General features: G+C 35.3%; 10 protein-coding genes. All 10 read left to right on the forward strand.

What is annotated here, in order from left to right:
• Positions 1-59 precede the first annotated feature (59 nt).
• The 10 genes from ACI6PS_RS04905 (at position 60) to ACI6PS_RS04950 (ending at position 18,277) form a co-directional block, all read left to right on the forward strand.
• Entirely contained in the window at positions 60-854 is a 795-nt protein-coding gene (locus ACI6PS_RS04905) for an outer membrane protein assembly factor BamD (protein ID WP_421011435.1), read from the forward strand.
• A 9-nt stretch (positions 855-863) separates the two neighbouring features.
• Positions 864-1,181 (forward strand): DNA-directed RNA polymerase subunit omega, encoded by a 318-nt coding sequence (locus ACI6PS_RS04910; protein ID WP_026706405.1) that lies wholly within the window; start codon positions 864-866, stop codon positions 1,179-1,181.
• A 6-nt stretch (positions 1,182-1,187) separates the two neighbouring features.
• Positions 1,188-2,399, forward strand: a complete 1,212-nt coding sequence (coaBC, locus tag ACI6PS_RS04915) for a bifunctional phosphopantothenoylcysteine decarboxylase/phosphopantothenate--cysteine ligase CoaBC (RefSeq protein WP_421011436.1) — start codon at positions 1,188-1,190, stop codon at positions 2,397-2,399.
• The gene (locus ACI6PS_RS04920) at positions 2,392-3,276 is read left to right on the forward strand and encodes a DUF4835 family protein (protein WP_421011437.1); all 885 of its coding nucleotides are present in this window, start codon (positions 2,392-2,394) and stop codon (positions 3,274-3,276) included. Before coaBC ends, ACI6PS_RS04920 begins: the two co-directional genes overlap by 8 nt.
• 53 nt (positions 3,277-3,329) lie before the next feature.
• Positions 3,330-4,982 (forward strand): DNA repair protein RecN, encoded by a 1,653-nt coding sequence (recN, locus tag ACI6PS_RS04925; protein ID WP_421011438.1) that lies wholly within the window; start codon positions 3,330-3,332, stop codon positions 4,980-4,982.
• Between the two features lie 72 nt (positions 4,983-5,054).
• Entirely contained in the window at positions 5,055-6,245 is a 1,191-nt protein-coding gene (gene fabV, locus ACI6PS_RS04930; protein WP_421011439.1) for an enoyl-ACP reductase FabV, read from the forward strand.
• Positions 6,246-6,399: 154 nt separating this feature from the next.
• Positions 6,400-9,873: a T9SS type A sorting domain-containing protein gene (locus ACI6PS_RS04935; RefSeq protein ID WP_421011440.1), complete on the forward strand. Its 3,474-nt coding sequence runs from the start codon at positions 6,400-6,402 to the stop codon at positions 9,871-9,873.
• 263 nt (positions 9,874-10,136) lie between these two features.
• Complete coding sequence (locus tag ACI6PS_RS04940) at positions 10,137-13,970, forward strand: GEVED domain-containing protein (RefSeq protein WP_421011441.1); 3,834 nt, start codon at positions 10,137-10,139, stop codon at positions 13,968-13,970.
• Positions 13,971-14,117: 147 nt separating this feature from the next.
• Entirely contained in the window at positions 14,118-17,201 is a 3,084-nt protein-coding gene (locus ACI6PS_RS04945) for a T9SS type A sorting domain-containing protein (protein WP_421011442.1), read from the forward strand.
• A 77-nt stretch (positions 17,202-17,278) separates the two neighbouring features.
• The gene (locus tag ACI6PS_RS04950) at positions 17,279-18,277 is read left to right on the forward strand and encodes a glycosyltransferase (RefSeq protein WP_421011443.1); all 999 of its coding nucleotides are present in this window, start codon (positions 17,279-17,281) and stop codon (positions 18,275-18,277) included.
• Positions 18,278-18,280: the final 3 nt, after the last annotated feature.

An 18,280-nucleotide genomic window follows, 5' to 3' on the forward strand; every position in this document is an offset into this window, starting at 1 on the left:
CAGTTGGTTTTAAAGAAAGGTGGAGAACCCTTATTGAATAATAAAACCTAACTTTTATAATGAAGAAATTTATTTCTATTTTGCTTATTCTTATTGTCTTCACTTCTTGTAGTGAATTTCAAAAAGCATTAAAATCTGAAGATATTGGTGTTAAGTTTGATGTAGCGACCAGACAATATGAAAAGGGCAAATATGCAAAAGCAATTCGATTGTTTGAGCAAATTGCACCTTCCTATAGAGGAAAACCTCAGGCAGAAAAGATGTTTTATATGTATGCACAGTCGTTTTATAAAACAAAACAGTATTATTCTGCAGGTTATCAGTTTGAGAGTTTTGTATCAAGCTATCCTAAAAGTGAAAAGAAAGAAGAAGCGGCATATTTAGCGGCCCATAGTTTCTCAAAATTATCACCAAGATATAGTTTAGATCAAATCGATACTTACAAAGCAATCGATAAATTACAAGCTTTTATCAATGAATATCCTGATTCTCAGTATTTGCCTGAAGCGAATGTTATTGTTAAAGATTTAAGAGAGAAGTTAGAAAAAAAATCCTTCGAGATTGCAAAACAATACAATACAATTTCAGATCATAAAGCAGCTCTTGTCGTTTTGGATAATTTTATTATAGATTTCCCAGGAACACAATATAAAGAGAAAGCGTTGTATTATAAATTGGATTCAGCCTATCAATTGGCTATTAATAGTATTGAAAGTAAAAAAGTAGAGCGATTGAACGTTGCTAAAACAGCTTACCTGAACTTGGTAAAATTCAATGCTAATACTGAATTCAAATCAAAGGCCGATGATATGTTGGCAAGAATAGAAACAGATTTAAAACAATTTTCAAAATAAAAAGAAGTCATGGATTTAAAAAAGACGAATGCTCCAGTTAACACAATCACTTACAACAAGACTGTAATTGAAGAGCCAACTGGTAATGTGTATGAAGCAATCACAATTATGGCTAAAAGAGCAAACCAAATCAACTCTGAAATCAAAAAAGAATTGACAGAGAAATTGGAAGAGTTTGCAACTTATAACGACAGTTTGGAAGAAATCTTCGAAAACAAAGAACAAATCGAAGTTTCTAAATTCTACGAAAAATTGCCTAAGCCACACGCTTTAGCAGTTCAAGAATGGTTAGACAATAAGATCTACCATAGAGATTCTACAAAATAATAAAGTATGTCGGTTTTAAGCGGAAAAAAAATAGTACTGGGAGTTTCTGGTGGAATTGCCGCATATAAAACTGCAACTTTAGTTAGACTTTTCATAAAAGCAGGAGCACATGTCCAAGTGATAATGACTCCTGCTTCTAAGGATTTTGTAACGCCACTTACGCTTTCTACACTTTCAAAAAATCCTGTACATTCTACATTTTATAATGAAGAAGATGAGAATGCGGTTTGGAACAATCATGTTGAATTAGGTCTTTGGGCAGATTTGATTGTCATTGCTCCAGCAACGGCCAATACGTTGTCTAAAATGGCTACAGGTAATTGTGATAACCTTCTTATTGCAACCTATTTGTCTGCCAAATGTCCGGTTTATTTTGCGCCGGCAATGGATTTGGATATGTACAAGCATCCATCAACTATATCGAGTTTTGATTCTCTGAAAAAGTTTGGGAATATCATGATTCCAGCCGAAACCGGTGAACTGGCAAGCGGTCTTTCAGGAGAAGGAAGAATGGCAGAACCTGAAAATATCATTGCTTTTCTTGAAAATGATTTAAGTTCTAAATTGCCTTTAAAAGGAAAAAAAATCCTCATTACGGCCGGACCAACTTACGAAGCTATAGATCCTGTTCGTTTTATAGGAAATCATTCTTCTGGTAAGATGGGGTTTGATATTGCTAAAAGAGCTTCAGATCTAGGTGCTGAAGTTGTTTTGATAACAGGTCCTACGCATTTAAATCTTTCAGATAATTCCATCAAGATTGTTAGAGTTGTTTCTGCGCAGGAAATGTATGATGCTTGCCATTCGTTTTACAGCGATATCGATGTTGCTATTTCTGCTGCGGCAGTTGCAGATTACCGACCAAAAAATGTTGCCGTTCAGAAAATAAAAAAGACAGAAAACAGTTTTAATATAGAACTGGAAAAGACCAAAGATATATTGGCTTCCTTGGGTGAAGTTAAGAAGAATCAGTTTTTAATAGGTTTTGCATTGGAGACGGAAAACGAAATTGAAAATGCAAAGCTGAAAATTCAGAAAAAAAACCTAGATTTGATTGTTCTGAATTCGCTTCAGGATGATGGTGCTGGTTTTGGAAAGCCAACTAATAAAGTAACTTTCATTGATAAGGATTTTAATGTGGAGCCAATGGAATTGAAATCAAAAGAAGCGGTTGCAGATGATATTTTAAATAAAGTAATAGCACATTATCATGCGTAAAATAATTTATCTTTTTCTATTGTTTTCTGGATTTGTAGAAGCTCAGGAGTTGAATTGTACCGTTCAAATTAATACCCAGACCTTAACAAATTCAAATCAGCCTATCTTCAAAACATTGGAAAGATCGCTTAATGAATTTGTGAACAATACCAAATGGACAAATAAAGCGTACAAGCAAGGCGAAAAGATTGACTGTGCAATGGTTATTAATGTAACAAGTTATGGCTCCGACCAATTTGCTGCAACCATTCAAGTTAGTTCATCTCGTCCAATTTATAATTCTACTTATTCTTCGCCTGTCTTTAATTTTAATGATAAGGATTTCAGTTTTCGATACATCGAATACGAGAATTTGATTTTTAATCCAAATAGTTTCGATTCAAATCTCGTTTCAATTATGGCTTTCTATTCGTATGTTATAATAGGAATTGATGCCGATACATTCTCTCCGCTTGGTGGTTCAGAGTATTTTAGGACTGCACAAGAAATTGGAAGTTTAGCACAAAGCGGAAATTATAAAGGATGGAGCCAGTCTGATGGAAACCAAACAAGATTTATGCTGACGAATGAATTGATGTCGGGAACTTTTGAAGCTATCAGGACTGCAATGTACAATTATCATTCTAAAGGATTGGATAGTATGAATCAAGACTTAAAAGGTGGTAAAGAAAAGGTCAAGGATGCCATAATGTCGCTAAGTAAAGTGTATTCATCACGCCCAAATGCATTTTTAACGAGAGTTTTTTTTGATGCTAAATCGGATGAAATTCAATCTATTTTTTCGGGAGGGCCTCAAATTGCCATAGCGGATTTGATGGATAATTTAAATAAGTTCTCTCCAATAAATTCATCCAAATGGGCATCCATTAAGTTTTAAAAAGCTATTTTTGATATCAATTAAAAAGCTGTTTTAATATTTAATTTCTTCGGATGCTAGCCTCATTATCAATTAAAAATTTTGCCTTAATAGAAAAATTATCAATCGATTTTTCTAAAGGCTTTTCTATTATTACTGGTGAAACCGGAGCTGGAAAGTCTATACTTCTTGGTGCGTTAGGCTTGGTTTTGGGTAGGAGGGCAGATTTAACTTCTTTAAAGGATAAAGAAGAAAAATGCATCATCGAAGCGCAATTCGATATTTCAAAATACAACCTAAAATCTTTTTTTGAAGCCAATGATTTGGATTATGAAGACCAAACCATTATCCGTAGGGAAATATTGCCTTCGGGAAAATCTAGAGCTTTTATCAATGATAGTCCGGTAAATTTAAATGAGTTGCAGGAACTCGGTATTTTTTTGATTGATATTCATTCACAACACCAAACACAGGAACTGTCCGATGAAAACATCCAATTTCAAATCATCGATGCTATTGCTGGAAATCTTGATTTGGTTGCAGAATATGCATCACTTTTAAAATATTATAAGCAAGATAAAAACAGACTATCTAATTTGTTTTCTGAATTAAAAGAAGCGCAAAAAGAGCAGGATTATAATGCTTTTCTCTTAGATGAATTGCTTTCTGCGAAATTGATTTCCGGTCAGCAGGAAGAATTTGAATCCACTTTTGAACAGTTGAATAATGTTGAATTCATCAAAGAGAACCTGGATAAATCGCTGGCTTTTGCTAATGAAGAACAGTTTGGAGTTCTTCAAAATTTAAAGGAAATCAAGACTTCTTTGCAAAAGATAATTTCCATATCTCCAGAATATAATGCTTTGTTCGAAAGGACAAACAGCATGGTGATTGAGCTGGATGATATTGTTTCGGAAATAACTTCTTTATCTGAAAAATTAATAAACGACCCTGAAAAGTTGGAGTTGATTAACCAGAAATTGCAAACTATATATAGTCTTCAGAAAAAGCATCAGGTTGTTACAATCGATGAATTGCTTCAAATTCAAAATGAACTAGAAAGCAAGGTTGTTTCGGTAGATAATTTGGAAAGTGAGATAAAAAAGTTGGAGGGTGTTATCGAGATTAAAGAATCTGAATTGAATTCTAAAGCAATTTTAATTAGAGAAAACCGACTAAAAGCAGTTCCTGTTTTATCTGAAAAATTAATTTATTTTTTGGAACAACTCGGAATGCCGAATGCACGTTTTAAAATTGAAGTAAAGGAAATTCAAAATTTTTCATCAAACGGAAAAGACGAAATTCAATTTTTATTTTCGGCCAACAAAGGTTCAGATTTTGGAATGCTAAAGAAAGTGGCTTCTGGTGGAGAAATGTCCAGAATTATGTTGGCTGTAAAAGCTATTCTGGCACAATATTCAAAACTTCCCACGATAATTTTTGATGAAATAGATACTGGAGTTTCTGGAGAAATTGCCAACAAAATGGCGGTTATCATGAAGCAAATGAGTAATGAAATGCAGGTTTTTGCTATAACCCATTTGCCACAAATAGCAGGAAAAGGTAATGAGCATTTCAAGGTGTTTAAAACCACGATTGGAAACCAAACCCAATCGGAATTGAAACTACTGACAAACGAAGAAAGGGTAATAGAAATTGCAGAAATGCTTTCTGGAAAGGATGTTTCTGACTCAGCCATTAATCACGCCAAAGCCTTGTTGAACTGATTTTTTGGATTATCTTTGTTTGATTAAACTACAAAAAAAAGCAAAAAAAAATATAAACAGAATAGATATCTTATGATTATAGAACCAAGAATGCGAGGATTTATTTGCTTGACTGCACATCCAAAAGGTGCTGAGCAAAACGTAAAAAATCAGATAGAATATGTAAAGTCAAAAGGAAAAATTGATGGGGCTAAAAAAGTTTTGGTAATTGGAGCTTCAACTGGATTTGGTTTGGCTTCAAGAATTACAAGTGCTTTTGGTTCTGATGCAGGAACAATAGGTGTGTTTTTTGAAAAGCCACCAAGTGAAGGAAAAACAGCTTCACCAGGTTGGTACAATTCAGCGGCATTTGAAACCGAAGCCCACAAAGCAGGTTTGTATGCAAAAAGCATCAATGGAGATGCCTTTTCTAGCGAAGTAAAGAGAGAAACTCTAGATATGATTAAAGCTGATTTAGGTCAGGTTGATTTGGTTATATATAGTTTGGCTTCTCCGGTTCGAACAAATCCAAATACGGGGATTACGCATCGTTCGGTTTTGAAACCGATAGGGAATGTTTACACGAACAAAACTGTAGATTTTCATACTGGAAAAGTTTCTGAGGTATCAATTGAGCCTAGCAAAGAAGATGATATTGAAAATACAGTAGCCGTTATGGGTGGAGAAGATTGGCAGATGTGGATTGATGCTTTGAAGGCTGAAAACCTTTTGGCAGATGGAGCTATAACAGTTGCATATTCTTATATAGGACCATCATTGACCGAACCAGTTTACAGAAAAGGAACAATCGGTAGAGCGAAAGATCACCTTGAAGCAACTGCTTTTTCTATTACAGATAGCTTGAAAGATATTAACGGTAAAGCGTATGTTTCGGTTAATAAAGCATTGGTAACACAGGCCAGTTCTGCAATTCCAGTTATTCCACTTTATATTTCTTTGTTGTATAAGATAATGAAGGAAGAAGGTGTTCATGAAGGAACGATCGAGCAGATCCAAAGATTGTATCAAGACAGATTGTATGCAGGGAAAGAAGTTCCTACTGATGAAAAAGGAAGAATCAGAATTGACGATTGGGAAATGCGTGATGATATTCAAGAAAAAGTGGCAGCATTGTGGGAAAAGGCTACGACTGAAAACCTGTCTGAAATCGGTGATTTGGAAGGTTACAGGAAAGATTTTTATAATCTATTTGGATTTGATGTTCAGGATGTCAATTATGAATCTGATACTAATGAAATGGTAGGGATTGAAAGTCTGAAATAAGATTCAGATAAATTTTTCAATACTGCTAGTTTAACAAGTAAAATTTGTGCAATAAAAAAAAAGCCTCCTTTGGGAGGTTTTTTTTATGAATTAAACTATTGGTGTCTTAAAAAAAATCATATATTAGCACTGATTAACAAAAACTATTTTTATTATGAAAAAAATTACTTGGATTTTTTTCAGCTTCTTCGCATTTATTAGTGCCAATGCTCAAATTGGTATAATCGAAGGACTGAATTCTGCGACAATTCCTACTGGGTGGACTCAGGTAGGAGGATTCGGATCAACAACTACAACTCCATGTGAGGGTAGTCATGCATATAGAGATAATCTTTATGCTTTTTCAACAACTGGAAATTTTACCTCTCCTAATTACGTTGGGGCTTCCAATGGAACAGACTTGACAGTCGCATTCCAATGGAAAGCAACAGAGTGGTCAGCAGGTGATGGTGTTGGATTTACGGTTAATGTAGAATATTCTGCAGATAACGGAACTAGCTGGATCGCAATTGGTGATCCTATTCTTGCTTCTACAGTAACGGAATGTGCCGATTTTTCATCAGTTGTTCCAGGCGCTTCATTACCAGAAGGCTCAGATTTTAAATTTAGAGTGAGAGAAACTTGGACATCAGGTGATTGCTATTTTTGGATAGATAACATCAGTATTACTCAAGTAACAGCTCTTCCTCCAAATTGCGATGCTGCGTTGACATCTCCAGTAGATGGTAGTGCAGAAGTGAATCTAACAGGAGTTCTGTCTTGGAGCCCTGCAACAGGTTTGCCATCAAGTTATATTCTTTCTGTGGGAACAACATCGGGAGGTACTGATGTTGTAGCCAATTTGGATTTAGGTTTAGCTACATCTTATGATATACCAGGTCTTTTAGCAGAGCAAACCACTTATTATGTAACTATTACACCTACAAATGCAAATGGTAATGCAACAGGTTGCACGGTTTATAGTTTCACAACAGGTACGGCTTTACCTGGGGATTTTTGTTCCAATGCTATAGATTTGACAAATGAAACGTCTCCGCTACAATCTACAACTGTTGGTGCTACAAACGATAATTTGATTGTTTGTAATAACTCAAATGAAGAAGTTGCAAATATTTATGGAGATCTATATTACTCTATCGTTGTTCCAGACGGTTCTATGCTGACAATTGGACAAACAGTCAATAGCTATGATTCAGCTAATGTAGTTTTTTATGGAGACTGTGATAACAGGACATCAATAAGATGTTTTGATGATGGTGATTTAGATCTGGTTGAATGGCTTAACGATACTGGTGCTTCTCAAACTGTTTACTGGGTTCAAGATGGATGGTCAGGAACAGGAACATTTACTTTGGCATGGTCTGTAATTGCATGTACTCCTGCTCAAGCAACTTATACCGTAGTTTCTGATTGTGAAAATGGAGAACAATTTTTGGTAGATGTAGAAGTTACAGATATGGGTTCTGCAACTTCAATTACAGTATCTGACAATCAAGGAAGTGCTCCACAAACAGTTACTGCAACAGGGATTACGACTTTTGGACCTTATCCTAATGCCACATCAGTTGTTTTTACAGTAGCTAATGATCAAGATGCTGATTGTACTTTAACTAGTCCAGCTAGAACACAAAGTGTATGTCCTCCAAATTGCGAAAATGCAGAAATTATTACTGCTTGTGATGAAGAACATACTGCTGTTTTTACTGCAGGAAATGGTTCTTGGAACGTTGCGGCTTGTGGATGGTCTACTCCAGGTGTTGAAAAACTTTACTCATTTACGCCTGCTGAGACAGGAGCTTATGAATTAGAAATTCTTTCAGTAACTCCAAGCTTTAGCTATGTAGATTATTTCTACAAAGAAGCATCAGGAACTTGTGATAATACAGGGTGGACTTGTATCGATGATTTATCAACTGCAACTACAAAAGCTATTGGAACATTAACAGCAGGAGTGGAATATTTATTCTTGATTGATAGTGAGGGAACTACTGAAAGAACACATGTGTTCAAAATCAAATGTCTTCCTACTTGTACAAACGGAACATCTACTTATACTGTAGTTTCTGATTGTGAAAACGGAGATCAGTTCATGGTTGATGTTAATGTTACTAGTTTAGGTACTGCGAGTTCAGTAACCGTTTCTGACAATCAAGGAAGCGAGCCTCAAACTACATCTGCAACAGGTATCTTAACTTTTGGGCCTTATCCGAATACTACTGGAGTTGTATTTACAACTGCAAATGATGATGATGAAACTTGTGTATGGACTAGTCCATCTACAACACAATCTGTTTGTCCTCCAAATTGCGATGAAGCTACTGTAATTGCGGCTTGTAATGAAGAGCAGACAGCTGTATTTGCAGCAGGTAATGGCGCTTGGAATGTTGCGGCATGTGGATGGTCTACGCCAGGTGTTGAAAACTTATACTCATTTACTCCTACAGAAACTGGGGCTTATGAATTAGAGATTGTTTCTGTAACTCCAAACTTTAGCTATGTAGATTATTTCTATAAAGAAGCTTCAGGAACATGTGACAATACAGGGTGGACTTGTATCGACGATTTATCAACAGCAACTACAAAAGCTATTGGAATATTAACAGCAGGAGTAGAATATTTATTTTTGGTTGATAGTGAGGGAACTACAGCAAGAACACATGTGTTCAAAATCAAATGTCTCCCTACTTGTACAAACGGAACATCTACTTATACTGTAGTATCTGACTGTGAAAATGGAGAACAATTTATGGTTGATGTTAATGTTACTGATTTCGGTACTGCAACTTCTGTAACCGTTTCTGATGATCAAGGAAGTGCTCCACAAACAGTTACTGCAACAGGGATAGTAACTTTTGGACCTTTTCCAAATAATACACCTGTGATTTTTACAAACGCGAACGATGGAGATCAAACTTGCGTTTGGACTAGTGGTGTAATAAATCAAATCGCTTGTCCTCCTATTAATGATGAGTGTTCAGGAGCAATAGCTTTAACTCCTGGTGCTTCATATAGTGATCAAATTACAGATGCTAACAATTCTGGAGCTACAGGCTCTTCTCAAGCTACACCGGCTACATGCTTCGGTTATGCAGGAGGTGATATATGGTTTTCTGTAGAAGTGCCTTCTTCAGGAAATTTAATTATCGAAACTGGTGATTCATCAACAAGTGCTAGTGGAATTGATACTGTAATAACGGTTTATACTGGTTCATGTGAAGAACTTACTCAAGTTAATTGTAATGATGATAATGCAGGTACCGCTTATTCAAAGGTTACTTTGACAGGTAGAACTCCAGGTGAAGTACTCTACATTAGAGCTTACGAATATGGTAATAATAATTTTGGGGAGTTTGGAATATCAGCTCATGATGTTTCACTATCTACATCTCAGTTTGATACAAGTGGTTTCAAAGTGTATCCTAACCCAGTTAAGGATGTATTAAACTTAACATATACTCAAAATATTTCAAAAGTTGAAGTATTTAATATGTTAGGTCAACAAGTCTTGACTAAATCAGTAAATGCTACACAAGGACAGGTAGATATGTCAAACTTATCTATGGGAACTTACTTAGTAAAAGTTGCTTCAGACAATCAAGTTAAAACACTTAAGGTTATCAAGCAGTAAACTAATTTATTTTATAGATAGAAAAGCCACCCTAGGGTGGCTTTTTTTATTTTACAAAATGAATAATATAGTTTGTATTATCTCTTATTATTTTTTATAAATAAATTAAATAAAAAAACAAAGCATGTTGCAATAATGTGTTTTAAGTTAAAATTATCTTTATTTAACGAATAAAATAAAAATTAAGATTTAATTGTAGCTAAACTTTAAATGAGCTTCCCAATAATATCCTAAATTTATCCCAATAACAAAAAACATATATTATGAAGAAAATTACTTTCTCGCTATTGCTGTTTCTAGCAATGGTGTCTGGGGGGTACTCACAAGTTCAAATTGGAGAGGGCACAAATCAAGCCCAAAGTCTTCCTTTTGAACCTTATTATGAGTACACCTATGCTCAATCCATTTATCTCGCAAGCGAAATAAATGCATCAGGATCTATTACTGCTATCAAGTGGTATTATTCAGGTGTAAGTTCTTTTGACAATAGTCAGCAATTGGTTGTTTATTTAGGTCAAACGGATAAAGAAACATTTGAAAATTCAACAGATTTTGTTGATATTGCTGAATTGACGCAAGTTTATGCTGGAGGAATTACAATTCCAACACCTGGAACTCCTGGGTGGGTAACGATTACATTGAATACTCCGTTTGCTTATGATGGAAATAGTAATTTAGTTGTTGCAGTTGATGAAAATCAAATAGAATATGATGCTTCTGGAGATGATTTTCATAATACACAAGTATCCGGACAGCGCTCTATTTATGCCTATTCTGATACCGTAAATTTTGACCCTGCAGATCCTTCAAATAACCAAGGTGGTGGCCCTTTTGATGCCACAAGAGGTACAGCAAATTATGTTCCAAACATTATATTTGAAGGAATTCAACAAGAATGTCCAAATCCATTGGCACTTGGAGTAGGAGCTCTAACTACGGTTTCTGCTAGTTTGCAATGGGCTTCAAACCCTTCAGTTACACTATTTAATGTACAATATGGTGATGTAGGTTTTGAATTAGGATCAGGAATTGGTACAGGAACAGGAGTTGGAAATCCATATCCGATTTCTGGATTAAATGCTCAAACAGAATATGAATTTTATGTACAGTCTTCCTGTGGAAGCACAACAAGTGCATGGGCTGGGCCATATAAGTTCACCACGCCATGTGATCCTATTGGAGATTTTCTTGAAACTTTTGATGATACTACAGATGGTGATTTACCTGAGTGCTGGTCTAAAATCGAGAATTCAGCGAGTGAATATGCTTATGTAGATATTGTTGACTATGACTCTTTCAGTCCAACAAACCATATTGAAATGAGTAATTCGGATGATAGTAATGCGCAGTTATTATTAGTTTCTCCAAACATTATCTCATTTGATGATATGAGAGTAAAGTTCAGAGCTTTTAGTTATAGCACAGGTGGTACAATTCAAGTTGGTACAATGACTAACCCTGGGGATGCGTCAACATTTGTAATGTTGGGAGATCCAATTGCTTTAACAGGAAGCTATCAAGAATTTACTAGAACCTTAGAAGGTGCGGCAGGAAATTTTGTTGCAATTAAGCACGGTCTAGGCGGAACGTATAGAACAGTACACGTTGATAATTTTTCTTTAGAGGCTGTTCCAACTGTAATTCCAGAATGTGTTACTGATATCAATGTAACGCCAGACGATAGCTGTGGTAATTTTGCTACCAATTTTGAATGGAGTGCCGCTGAAGGTGCTGACGGTTATAGAATTTCTATAGGAACAACTTCTGGAGGAACAGAAGCTGTGAATAATGTTGACTTAGGAAATAATTTTAATTACACATTTGTAGGACTTTATAATACAACCTATTATTATTCAGTTACCGCTTACAACACTTTCGGAGATGCTACAGGATGTTTTTCTGACAGTTTTGCAACTGCTCCAGACGGATGTTTCTGTGAGTCATTGCCTAATCCAACTCAAATTGATGGTGATGGAATCACAAATGTTAGAATTGGTACAACAGATTTTCCAATAGAATCTGTAACATATTCTGATAATACAGAAGTAGAAACAATAGACTTGGCTCAAAATGTAATGGCCAATGTTCAAATTACTTTTGAAACTGGTTTTACTTATGATACTCATGTTTGGATTGATTATAACGACGATTATAATTTTGATGCAAGTGAAAAAGTATTTACAGGAGTTAGTCCTGAAACAAATCCAACAATATTTAATGCTGGTTTTAATGTAGCGGCAGATGCTCCTCTAGGAATACACAGAATGAGAATTGGTACTGCAGATAGTGGTCAACAAATACCAAATCCATGTTATAACGGAGGCTATGGAATTACGTTAGATTTTAATGTAAATATTGTTCCAGCACCAAGCTGTCTTCCTCCAACAACTTTATATACAACTGGTGTTGTGGCTGAATCAGCAACTTTTGGATGGACTTCAGATGCAACAACGTTTAATGTTGAATATGGCGAAGGTAATATTTTGCCTGGTGAGGGTACACTTGTGTCTAACGTAGGAGCAAATACTTTAGCAGTAAATGCTTTAACTGAAAATACAGCTTACCAATTTTATGTTCAAGCAATCTGTGGAGAAGGATCTCTAAGTCCATGGGCTGGTCCTTTTTCATTTACAACAGCTTGTGCCGCATTTGGAGATTTTGAAGAAGATTTTACTGTTGATTCTAATGTTAGTGCTCCAATATGTTGGACAGCAATCAATGAAGCATCTACTCCATATTCTTATATTAGAGTATATTCTTGGAGTGACAACGTTGAAATGTATAATTCAGACGATACTGAAGCAAATTTAATGCTTGTAACGCCATTACTTGCTGATTTGCCTAACGGAACACACAGAATCAAGTTTCAAGCAAGAACTTACAATGAAACTTCATTGATAGTAGGAACAATGTCTGATCTAACAGATTCAAGCACATTTATTCCGGTTCAAACAGTTGAACTATCTGATGACGGTATTTTTACTGATTATACAGTTGCATTTACAGCAACCACAACTAATCAGTATGTAGCTTTCAAACATGGTCTTGGAGGTGAATATATTTACATTAATATTGATAATGTAGTATGGGAGCCTATTCCATCAGTTGTACCTGGTTGTGTAGAAGATTTGAATGTTACTGTTAATGAAGATTGCGGAAATTTTGCTTCTTTGTTTGAATGGACAGCAGTTGATGGAGCAGATGGATACAAAGTTTCTTTGGGTACAACTTCTGGAGGTACAGATATTATAAATAATCAAAATGTAGGAAACATAACAGCTGTTACCTTTACAGGTGATTTCAATACTACATACTACTACACTTTAACACCATACAATACTGTTGGAGATGCAGTTGGATGTGCAGGTGGCAGTTTTTCAACCGCTGCAACAGGATGTCATTGTACCTCAGTTCCAACAAGCTTAGATGGATTAGGAATAACAAATATTCAATTAGGCGATACAGATTTTCCTAATGAGGACGAAACTTATACTGATAATACTGAGCTAGGAAACATCGCTATTACGCAAGGGCAAGATACTAACCTTCAAATTACATTTGATACACAAGGTTCTGGTACAAGCAGTTATGGATATGATGTACACGTATGGATCGATTTTAATGATGATTATGTTTTTGAAGAGTCAGAAAGAGTATTTACTGGTGAGTCTTCAGCTTCAAGCCCAACTACTTTAGATGCTACATTCATGGTTCCTGCAGAAGCAACTGTAGGTGTTCATAGAATGAGAATTGGAACTGCTGACGGAGGTCAATCAGATCCAAACCCATGTTACTCAGGATCTTATGGTGTGACTGTGGATTTCAGCGTAAATGTAGAAGAAGGATTATCAATTAATGAATTTGATACTGCTAATTTCAGAGTTTATCCAAACCCTGTTAAAGATATTATGAAACTATCTTACACTCAAAACATTACGACTGTTTCAGTTTTCAATCTGTTAGGTCAAGAGGTGATTGCTAAGACAGTAAATGCTACCGAAGGTCAAGTGGATATGTCCAACTTGGCATCAGGAGCATATCTTGTAAAAGTTGCTTCAGAAAATCAGATTAAAACTGTTAAAGTTATAAAACAGTAATTTTAAAAGAATACCAATAAAAAAGCCACCTTCGGGTGGTTTTTTTTGTTTTTATAACTTTCAAAAAGAACTTCAAAGATGTTAATGTTATATTATTTTAAATAATTAGTAATATATTAGCTTTAAATTATCATTTAATTAATATATATGAAGAAAATTACATTTTTATTAGCGATGATTCTTTCATCCTTTTGGGCCAATGCTCAAACGTGTGTGCAAGAGTTTATTATGGAGGGTGAAGATGTCAATTCAGTACTGACAATTAATTCGTCGGAACTGAATTGTTACAGCGGAACTTTAAATTCTATAAAAATTTCAGATGCTTTACTGGGGTCTGATTTTTATTGTGGAGAGTGGTACACTTTTGATATTGATATCGATGGTGTGGTAACAACTGATGTTTGTTATGGCGATCTAATTGACATGGATGTAACGGGATTTACAACAATTACCATCACATCTTATGATAACGACGATTGGACGGATGACATTGCAATAGGAATTGCACTTGAAGTTAACTTTACTGCTACTACAGTTCCAAATTGTGATGCCGAATTAACTACTCCAGCAGCAGATGCTGAGGCTAATTTAACGGGCAATTTGGTGTGGACTCCTGCAACCGGTGGTGCTGCTTCTTATTTATTGCAAGTTGGTACTACAAGCGGGGCTTCTAATATTGTTAATGTAGAATTAGAAGGTAATGTTACAAGTTATGATATTCCTGGTATTTTAGAAGAACAAACGCAATATTTTGTTAATATTATTCCTAGTAATACTATTGGCTCAGCCACAGGCTGCGTTGAATATAGCTTTACAACTGGAACTGCTACACCTGGAGATTTTTGTTCGAATGCTATAGATTTGACAAACGAAACTTCACCTTTGAGTTCAACAACAGTTGGAGCATTAAATGACAATTTAATTGTTTGTGGTGCTAATGGACAAGTTGCAAATACATACGGAGATTTATATTATTCTGTATTGGTTCCTAATGGTTCTATGCTTACAATAGGACAAACAGTAAATGGTTATGACTCTGCGAATGTAATTTTCTACGGAGATTGTGATAACAGAACCAATATTGATTGTTTCGATGATGATGATGATAAAGTGATAGAATGGGTTAACGAAACTGGAGCAGATCAAACTGTTTACTGGGTTCAGGACGGTTGGTCAGGTACAGGAACATTTACATTGGCTTGGTCAGTTTTTGCTTGTACACCTGCGGAAGCAAGTTATACAGTAGTTTCTGATTGTGAAAATGGAGAACAGTTCATGGTTGATGTTAATGTTACAACTTTAGGTTCGGCTCCATCAGTTTCAGTTTCAGATAATCAAGGAAGTGCTGTTCAGGTTTTAACTGCTGAAGGTATTGCAACTTTTGGACCTTACCCAAACAACACTCCAGTTATTTTTACGGTAGTGAATGATCAAGATGACAACTGTACGTTGACTAGTCCAGCAATGAATCAGTTGGTTTGTCCTCCAGCAAATGATAATTGTTCTGGAGCAATAGAATTAGCTTTAAATACAGCATACACTTGTGATACTGTTTTATCAGCTACTTTAAATGGTGCTACAGGATCAGTTGTTACAGGTAATACATGTTCTGGTAATGCAAATGATGACATTTGGTACAGTTTTGTAGCAACGGCTACCTCACATAGAGTTTCCCTTCTTGATGTAACTCCGTATGTAGATTTATACCATTCACTTTGGACGGGTGACTGCGAAGGAGGTTTAACACTAGTGCCTAATTCTTGCAGTGATGGAAACATTAGCAATCCATCAGGTCTTGTTGTTGATCAGGTTTATTATTTAAGAATTTACTCTTATGGTGCTGCTAACAGTACATCAACATTTAATATTTGTATTGGAACACCACCACCACCACCAGCTAATGATACTTGCGAAACTGCAATTGATTTGACAAATGAAATTTCTCCAATACAATCCTCTACAGAAGGTGCTACAAACACTAACTTAAATGTATGTAACAATGATGGTGAAGAAGTAGAAAACATACACCCAGATGTATATTACTCGATAGTAGTTCCTAACGGGTCAACGCTAAGTATTGGACAAACTACAAATAACTATGACTCTGCAAATGTTGTTTTCTATGGAGATTGTGATAATAGAACCATTATTGATTGTTATGATGATAGTGATGAAAAAATTGTAGAATGGGCAAATAACACAGGAGAAGAACAAACAGTTTATTGGGTACAAGATGGATGGTCAGGTGCAGGAACATTTACTTTAGCATGGTCAGTTATTGCTTGTACGCCAGCAGAAGCAACTTACACAGTAGTTTCTGATTGTGAAAACGGAGAGCAGTTTATGGTTGAAGTTGATGTGACGAGTTTAGGATCTGCAACTTCTGTTTCAGTTTCAGATAATCAAGGAACTGCTGTTCAGGTTCTAACTGAAGCTGGTATTGCTACATTTGGACCGTATGCAAATGGTGAGGCTGTAATATTTACTGTAGTAAATGATCAAGATGAAAACTGTACTTTGACAAGTCCAGAAATGAATCAGGTGGCTTGTCCTCCAGCTAATGATTTATGTATTAATGCTGAAGAATTAACAGTAGGAGCAGTTTTCGCAGAGAATGAAATAGAAGGAACAAATCTAGGTGCTACAAAAGACAGCACAGATCCAATCCCTTCATGTGAAGCATATGAATTTGCCAATAATGGTAAAGATGTTTGGTTTAGTTTCATTGTTCCAGCTTCAGGAACAATAACAGTTGAAACAAAAACAAATACAGGTACAACACTTACAGATACTGGTTTAGCTGTTTATTCAGGTGAATGTGGCTCTATTGTATCCTTAGGTTGTAATACAGATGATGGCGATGGTAATTTTTCTAAATTATCTCTTTCAGGTTTGACAGCAGGTGAAGAACTTTTAGTAAGAGTTTGGGGTTATAACGGAGCATCAGGAAGCTTTAAGATTTCCGCATATGATGCTTCACTATCTTCTTCGCAATTTGATATAGCAAACTTTAAGTTGTATCCAAACCCAGTTAAAGATATATTGAATTTATCTTATACACAGAATATTTCAAATGTAGAAGTATTCAATATGCTAGGGCAGCAAGTGCTTACTAAATCAGTAGATGCTACTCAAGGTCAAGTTGATATGTCTAATTTGGCAGCTGGAACTTATTTGGTTAAGGTTGCAACTGATAATCAAGTGAAAACTATAAAAGTTGTAAAACAATAGTTTCTAACTTTTAATATTTTTAAAGCCACCTTCGGGTGGCTTTTTTTATATGCTTATATTTGTTAAAAATTAAAGCTATGTTTTTTTCGCTTATCATACCCGTATTCAATCGGCCAGATGAAATTGATGAACTTCTTGAAAGTTTGTCAGTTTCAGATTTTAATAAAGATTTTGAGATTGTAGTGATTGAAGATGGCTCAACAATTCCATGTAAACATATAGTCGATGCTTACCAGAATAAATTGAATATAACCTATTTCTTCAAGCCAAATTCAGGCCCGGGCGATTCTCGAAACTTCGGAATGCGTCATGCCAAAGGAGATTATTTCATCATTTTTGATTCCGATTGTATCATTCCAAAACAATATTTAACCGAAGTTTCAAAGGCTTTAAAAGCTAATTATGTAGATTGCTTCGGAGGTCCAGATAAAGCCTTGGATAGTTTTTCGGATGTTCAGAAGGCAATCAATTTTGCAATGACTTCTTTCCTAACAACTGGAGGAATACGTGGAGGTTCTGAAAAAATAGATAAATTCCAGCCAAGAAGTTTCAATATGGGAATTTCAAAAAAAGCTTTTGAAGAATCCCAAGGTTTTGGAAACATCCACCCTGGAGAAGATCCAGATTTGTCGATAAGATTATGGAATATAGGCTTTGAAACCAGATTGTTTCCTCTTGCGTATGTATATCATAAAAGAAGAATTGATTGGTCAAAATTTTACAAACAGGTGAATAAATTTGGAAAAGCACGACCAATCTTAAATACGTGGTATCCAAAATACAATAAACTGACTTTCTTTTTTCCAACAGTATTTCTGCTAGGATTCATAGTTTCAACGATTATCTTGCTGTTAGGTTTTCCATTTTTAATCTATGCATACGGATTGTATTTCCTTCTTTTATTTATAACTTCAACAGCTTCAAACAAAAGCTTGAAAATTGGAATACTCTCAGTAATAGCACTACTTATTCAGTTTTATGGGTATGGTATTGGTTTCCTAAAATCATTTATACTGGTCCAAATCTTGAAAAGAAAACCACAGGAAGTTTTTCCAGAATTGTTTTTTAAAAACTAAGAG

This window comes from Flavobacterium sp. PLA-1-15, from assembly GCF_049060005.1.
Lineage (GTDB): Bacteria > Bacteroidota > Bacteroidia > Flavobacteriales > Flavobacteriaceae > Flavobacterium.